5 protein-coding genes and 2 pseudogenes are annotated in these 6,987 nt (G+C 69.9%); 3 read left to right on the forward strand and 4 right to left on the reverse strand.

Features of this window, described 5'->3' with window-relative positions; genetic code table 11:
• A partial coding sequence (locus AC1DZ6_RS15260; RefSeq protein ID WP_477098010.1) for a DUF4166 domain-containing protein occupies window positions 1-692 on the forward strand: 692 nt, incomplete at its 5' end.
• Here the strand turns inward: AC1DZ6_RS15260 and AC1DZ6_RS15265 are convergent.
• On the reverse strand, window positions 673-1,386 hold the full coding sequence (locus tag AC1DZ6_RS15265; RefSeq protein WP_477098011.1) for a hypothetical protein: 714 nt from the start codon (window positions 1,384-1,386) through the stop codon (window positions 673-675). The two genes, AC1DZ6_RS15260 and AC1DZ6_RS15265, sit on opposite strands and share 20 nt — an antisense overlap.
• Before the next feature lie 148 nt (window positions 1,387-1,534).
• On the opposite strand from AC1DZ6_RS15265, the gene AC1DZ6_RS15270 reads away from it, so the two are divergent.
• On the forward strand, window positions 1,535-4,381 hold the full coding sequence (locus AC1DZ6_RS15270) for a M16 family metallopeptidase (protein WP_477098012.1): 2,847 nt from the start codon (window positions 1,535-1,537) through the stop codon (window positions 4,379-4,381).
• Window positions 4,382-4,536: 155 nt separating this feature from the next.
• Window positions 4,537-5,361, forward strand: coding sequence for an LOG family protein (locus tag AC1DZ6_RS15275; protein ID WP_477098013.1), 825 nt, complete (start codon window positions 4,537-4,539; stop codon window positions 5,359-5,361).
• 114 nt (window positions 5,362-5,475) lie between these two features.
• Here AC1DZ6_RS15275 and mscL read toward each other — a convergent pair.
• The 3 genes and pseudogenes from mscL to AC1DZ6_RS15290 all read right to left on the reverse strand — a co-directional run.
• Window positions 5,476-5,886, reverse strand: a pseudogene (mscL, locus tag AC1DZ6_RS15280) (large-conductance mechanosensitive channel protein MscL); the annotation flags it as partial.
• Window positions 5,887-5,975: 89 nt separating this feature from the next.
• Window positions 5,976-6,260 (reverse strand): integration host factor subunit beta, encoded by a 285-nt coding sequence (locus tag AC1DZ6_RS15285; RefSeq protein ID WP_007676040.1) that lies wholly within the window; start codon window positions 6,258-6,260, stop codon window positions 5,976-5,978.
• A gap of 143 nt (window positions 6,261-6,403) precedes the next feature.
• Window positions 6,404-6,987, reverse strand: a pseudogene (locus AC1DZ6_RS15290) (DUF3857 domain-containing protein); the annotation flags it as partial.

Raw genomic sequence — 6,987 nt, forward strand, 5'->3', positions numbered from 1 at the left:
CCGCCACCCTGCGCGCCCTGCTCGACGGCAAGCTGGACGAACCTCGCGCCACCCCCTGCGTCGGCCTGGTCGAGCTGGACGCCATCCTCCACGAGCTGCGCGACCTGCCGATCCGCACCCGGCTGGAGCGCCAGCACCCTGACACGCCCGGCCTGTTTCCCCGACTGCTGGGCGAGACCTGGGAGACCCAGCCCGACGTCCTTCGCCACGCCCACGCCGGACTCGACCCCATCACCCTGACAGGACATGCCCGAGCGCGCGGCGCGCCCGGCCTGCCCGCCTTGATCCGTCGCCTGCAAGGCCTGCCGCCCGCCGGCCTTCACGCGACGACGGTGACGATCACGCCGACAGCGGACGGCGAACGCTGGGTCCGCCGGTTCGGGACCCGCGCCTTCGGTTCAACGATCGCGCCGGCTCGCGACGATCCGTGGACGTTCGAAGAGACCGCCGGCGCCCTGACCTTCCGCTTCTCGGTCGCGCCCTATCCGGGCGGCTTCTCGTGGACCTTCGAGGGTTGGCGGCTGGGCCCCATCCCCCTGCCCCGCGCCTGGGCCCCGCGCATCCGCGCCCGGACCTTCAGTCAAGATGGCGCCTATCGCTTTCGCGTTCTGGTCGCTCATCCCTGGCTAGGCGTCATCTTCGGCTATGTCGGCCGGCTCAACTCCGCGCCCCTCACTTGGGACGCGGCGTGACCGTCAGCTTGTAGGGCACGTACAGCGCCAGCTCGAGCGGCCCGGACTGGTACCAGGACAGCGGCAGCTGCAATCCCTCGGCGGTGACCGCGTAGTCGCCCCCGAAGGTCTCGGCCACCTTGCGGGCGTCGTCCGCCACCAGGGCCAGCACCTCGCCGCGATAGCGCTGCGGGCCGATCAGGGTCAGGTTCCAGTCCTGGTTCGGCAGGATCTCGGTGCGCCCCGCCTTGGCGGTCTTCTCGGCGAAGGCGGTGATGCGGCCGGTGGCGGCGTCGAAGGTGTCGGCCGGCGCCACCTTGGTCTTGACCACCAGCAGCGCGACGCTGGTGTCGGGCCTGGCGTCCGCGCGGATCACCGCGTCGAGCATGGTCTCGTCGAAGCGGCCGATCACCTCCGCGCCCTGCAGGCCCAGCTCGACGCCGGCGCCCGGCGCGGCCTTGATCATGTTGCGCAGGGTGGCCTTCAGCTCCTGCTTGCGCTGGGACAGGTCGCGGGTGTCGCAGACGACCCTCACCGTGGAGATCAGGTTGTCGGCGCGCTTGTTGAGCGTCACGAACGGCGTCTTGACCGGGTCGTAGTCGGCCATCCGCGCGCCGGTGACCACCACCTCTTCCAGCCCTGACTGGCGAGCCTGGACCGGAACGGCGAGGAGAGCGAACGCGGTCAGGGCGCACGCGATGGGCAGAGATTTCATGAGATTTCCCCCAACGGACTGTCTTTCCACCGGAGGATGCACGGGTGAGCGGGTCGGGCAATGCTCGCCATCATGACAAGACGGTAAGCTTGGCGCCTCGAACCCGGATGCTAGGGTCGCGCCTTCAAGTTTTCGGAGCGTCGTCCTCATGATCCGTCCCGCCGCCAAGGCCGCCCTCGTCGCGCTGGCCCTTTCGACCACCGCCCTCTCCCCGCTGGCCCAGGCCCAAACCAAGCCGGCGGCCGCGGCGGCGGGGGTGGCGGTGCCGCCGATCGTCTACAAGCAGCGGACCCTGGCCAACGGCCTGAAGGTCTACACCTCGCGTGACGCCACCACGCCCAATGTGACGGTCCAGGTCTGGTACGGCGTGGGCAGCAAGGACGACCCGAACGGCCGCTCGGGCTTCGCGCACCTGTTCGAGCACCTGATGTTCAAGTCGACGCGCAACATGCCCAACGAGTTCTTCGACCGGCTGACCGAGGACGTCGGCGGCTTCAACAACGCCTCCACCTCCGACGACTTCACCAACTATTACGAGGTGGTGCCCGCCAACCACCTGCAGCGCCTGCTGTGGGCCGAGGCCGACCGTCTGGGCTCGCTGGTCATCGACGAGACGGTGTTCAAGTCCGAGCGTGACGTCGTGAAGGAAGAGCTGCGCCAGCGCGTCCTGGCCAACCCCTACGGCCGGTTCTTCAACGACATCCCCAAGGCCTCGTACGCGGTCCACCCCTACAAGCGCCCGACCATCGGGTCGATCGAGGAGCTGGACGCGGCGACGGTCGACGACGTGCGCGCCTTCCACCAGGCCTATTACCGTCCCGACAACGCCGCCCTGATCGTGGTCGGCAACTATGACGAGGCCCAGCTGGACGCCTGGATAGACCAGTATTTCGGCCCCCTGAAGACCCCCGCCACGCCGATCAAGCCGGTCAGCGTCGTCGAGCCGCCGCGCACCRGCTCCAAGATCGTCACCACCTATGGCCCCAACGTGCCGCTGCCGGCCGTGGCCATGACCTGGCTGGCCCCGACCGCCGCCGATCCCGACGCCCCGGCCCTGTCGGTGCTGGACGCCATCCTGTCGGCCGGCAAGTCGTCGCGGCTGTATGACGCCCTGGTCTACGACCAGAAGATCGCGCAATCGATCTTCTCCTCGGCCCCCAGCAACGCCCAGCCGGGCATCTTCTACGTCGGCGCGATCATGGCCGGCGGCAAGACGGTGCAGCAGGGCGAGGCCTCGCTGAGCGCCCAGGTCGCCAGGCTGCGCACCACCCCGCCCACCGCCGCCGAGCTGGCCGAGGCCAAGGCCGGCCTGCTGGCCGACGCCGTGCGCGGCCGCGAGACCATCGACGGCCGCGGCTTCGCCCTGGGCTACGCCCTGGTCTCCGAAGGCGACGCCGGCCGCGCCAACACCGACCTGGCCGCCCTGCAGGCGGTCACCGCCGCCGACGTCCAGCGGGTGGCCGCCAAGTACCTGGCCGACGACCGCCGCACGACCATCCGCTACCTGGCGGAATCGACCCGGCCGGCCGGCGCCAAGGACCCGTTCGAGGCCCCCAAGCCGACCCCGTCGGTGACCTATAGCGGCCCAGTCACCACCCTGGCCCCGGAGGCTGAGCGCGTCGCCCCGCCGACCCCGAGCGCCCCGGTCTCGCCGGTCCTGCCCACGCCGGTCGAGAAGACCCTGGCCAACGGCCTGCGGGTGATCGTGGCCAAGAGCAGCGACTTGCCGCTGATCACCGCCGATCTGACCGTGAAGGGCGGGGCGGGCTCCGATCCCGTCGGCCTGGCCGGCGTCTCGGCTCTGACCGCCGAACTGCTGACCGAGGGCACCAAGACCCGCACCGCCACCCAGGTGGCCGCCGCCACCGAGGCCCTGGGCGCCGAGCTGGAAGCCGGCTCGGGCTGGGAGGCCTCGTCGCTGACCCTCAGCGTCATCGCCGACAAGGCGTCGCAGGGCCTGGCGATCATGGCCGACGTCGCTCAGAACCCGACCTTCAAGGCCGACGAGCTGGAGCGCGTGAAGGCCGAGGCCCTGGACGGCCTGTCGGTCAGCTTCCAGCGGCCCGGCGCGGTCGCCGGTTTCGTCGTGCCGACCGTGATCTATGCCGGCTCGGGCTTCGGACACGTCGCCGGCGGCACCCCCGGCTCGCTGCCGAAGATCCAGCGCGACGCCCTGGTCAGGACCCACGCGGCCAACTGGCGTCCGGACAACGCGGTCCTGGTGCTGACCGGCGACCTGACGCCCGAGCAGGGCTTCGCCTTGGCGGAAAAGGCGTTCGGCGGCTGGACCCGGCCGGCGGGGCCGCCGCCGGCTCCGGTCAAGGGCCCGACCGGCTACACGGCCAGGAACGTCATCGTCGACCTGCCGGGCACCGGCCAGGCGGCGGTCGTGGTGGCCAAGCCGGCGATCCTGCGCGCCGACCCGCGCTACTATGCCGGCCTGGTGGCCAACGGCGTTCTGGGCGGCGGCTATTCGTCCCGCCTGAACCAGGAGATCCGCATCAAGCGCGGCCTGTCCTACGGCGCCGGCTCCAGCCTGTCGCCGCGCGCGGCGATCGGGGGCTTCTCGACCACCGTCCAGACCAAGAACGAGTCCGCCGCCCAGGTGGTGGGGCTGATCAAGGACGAGCTGACGCGCCTGGCGGCCGAGCCGGCCTCGCCCGGTGAGCTGGCGGCCCGCAAATCGGTGCTGGTCGGCAACTTCGGCCGTGACCTGGGCACCTCGGGCGGGCTGGCCGACATCCTGGGCAACCTGGCCGTCTACGGCGTGCCGCTGGACGAGATCCAGGCCTATACCGGCAAGGTCGAGGCGGTCAGCGCCGCCGACGTCCAGGCCTTCTCCAAGGCCGTGCTCGATCCGGCCCAGACCAGCGTCATCGTGGTCGGCGACGCCAAGGCGATGGGCGACGGCGTCAAGACGGCCCTGCCGGGCGCCGTTCAGATCCCGGTCGACCAGTTGGACCTCGACAGCCCGACGTTGCGAAAGGGCAAGTAGCCCAATCTTGTTGTCATCCCGGGCGAAGCGCGCAGCGCGAAGACCCGGGACCGACGCCTGAGCGCCGCGCTTCCGGCGGTCCCGGATAACGGCTTCGCCGTTTCCGGGATGACAGGCTATTTGGAAGGCAGGGACCGCTTGGCTCAGAGCCCGAGATGACTGACGAAACGCGCAAGTTTGATCCCGCCGCCGAAGCCCAGCTCGCCTCGCCCTCCTATCGGCTGGCGGCGCTGGACCAGGACTTCCTGCTGGGCGACTCGATGCGGGGCGTGCGGTTCCTGCTGGAGTTCGCCAAGGCCGACGAGGCGCTGCGGGCCTGGGGCGTGCGCTCGACCATCGTGGTGTTCGGCAGCGCCCGGGTCCGCGAGGACGGCCCTGGGCGGCAGGCCCAGTGGTACGCGGAGGCCCGGCGCTTTGGCCGCCTCGCCTCCGAGCGCGGCGGGGCGATCCATGCGACGGACGGGGCGCGCGACAACGTCATCGCCACCGGCGGCGGTCCAGGGGTGATGGAGGCGGCCAATCGCGGGGCCTTCGAGGCCGGCGCGCCGTCGGTCGGCTTCAACATCACCCTGCCGCACGAGCAGCAGCCCAACCCCTACGCCACGCCGGACCTGTCATTCCGCTTCCACTACTTCGCCATGCGCAAGATGCACCTGGCGATGCGGGCCAACGCCCTGGTGGTGTTCCCCGGCGGTTTCGGGACCTTCGACGAGCTGTTCGAGATCCTGACCCTGCGTCAGACCGACAAGGCGCCGCGCATCCCCATCGTGCTGTTCGACGAGGCCTATTGGCGCTCGGTGATCAATTTCGACAGCCTGGTCGAGCACGGCATGATCAACCCCGCCGACCTGGAGCTCTTCCGCTTCGCCGAGAGCGCCGAGACGGTGTGGTCAAGCCTGCTGGCCTGCGGCCTCAAGCCCGGCGCGTCGATCGAGCTGGAGCCCGAGCAGGCCCCGCCGACGGAGCCGCCCGTCCCATGAACCGCGTCAGGCCTTGGGCTTCGGCCTGGTAGGCGCCTTCGGAGCCGGCTTGGGCGCGACCACCTTCGGGGCCGGCGCGACAGCCGCCTTCGGAGCCGCCGCCGCCACCGCCGGCTTGGCCAGCAGGTCGCGGATCTCGGTCAGCAGCTTTTCCTGAGGCGTCGGGGCCGGCGGCGCTTCGGGCGCGGGCTCTTCGRCGTCGGCGCGGCGGATCTGGTTGACCAGCTTGACCAGCAGGAACACCACCACCGCCACGATCAGGAACTGGATCACGGTGTTGATGAAGGCGCCGTACTGGATCGCCACCAGCTCGACCGCCGGGGTCGCCGGATCCTCGGGCTTGAGCACCCACTGCAGCTTGGAGAAGTCCAGCCCGCCCGTGACCAGGCCGATCGGCGGCATGATCACCCCGTCGACCAGACTCTTGACGATGCCGTTGAAGGCCGCGCCGATGATCACGCCGACGGCCAGGTCGATGACGTTGCCGCGCGCGATGAACTCGCGAAATTCCTTGACGATGCTCATGCTGAACCTCCTCCGAACAGGTCGAAAGGCTGAGCGTGTTCGGCCTCGCGGGTCAAGCGAGGCCACGGATCGTTCGCGATGGGCTTTGACTATTCGTCGGCGTTCAGGCGGCCGCGCAGTTCCTTGCCGCTCTTGAAAAACGGCACGTGCTTGGCGCGGACGTCGACGGTCTCGCCGGTGCGAGGATTGCGACCGGCGCGGGCCGGGCGCGAACGCACGGACAGGGCGCCGAAGCCGCGGAGCTCCACGCGGCCTCCTTCTTCGAGCGCACCGATCATGCGCTCAAGAATGACGCCGACAACGCGTTCGACGTCCTTCTGGGTCAGGTGCGGATTCTCGTTCGCGAGCCTGGCGATGAGTTCGGACTTGATCATCGATATCCCCGACGCGTCAAAGCGGTCCTGGGGAGGCAGGACCCGGCGCGCGTGCGACCTTTGCCCAAGCAAGCCTGAGTCTTCAAGGGGAAAGCTTGCCTAACGGAAGCTTTGAGTCGGGTGGGCGACAGCACGATATGACCTCAAAGTCCCTTCGGAGCCCGGACGATCTTGGCTTCCGAGGCGGCGTTGCGCAGCTGTCGATTGGTCTCCTCGACCGACGCGAACGGAATTTCGCGGACCTGGCTGGCCGTCGTCCGCTCGAAGCGCGCGACGCCGCCGGACACCACGCTGGTCTGGACGGTCTTGGCGCCGCCGATCACCGCCTCGGCGTTCGGTCCCTTGACGCTAAACCCCTTGCCGGCGTTCGGCAGGACGATTTCGGACAGCATCCGGGAAGAGGTCGGATAGGCCACGGCGTAGGGCGCGTCGCTGTCGGGGCCCGGCTCGCGACGCGGCAGGGCCTTGGCCTGGCCGTCGCCCGTGCCCGGGATCTGGAACTCGCGAACCCCCAGATCGTCGTTCCGTCGCCAATCCAGGGTCGCTTCGCCGGCCAGGATCACGGTCATCGTCCCATCGTCGGCGCGCGACCAGTCGACGGTTTTCAGATCGATCCAGCTGAGGCTGGAGGAGAAGCTCTGCTTGAGCGAACGCTCGACGTCGGCGCGGCTGGCCGCCTCGGTCATCCGTGCGATGGCGCGCCCGCCGTCGCCGCGCAGGATCATGG

Source organism: Caulobacter sp. P1_B12_2 (assembly GCF_056406675.1).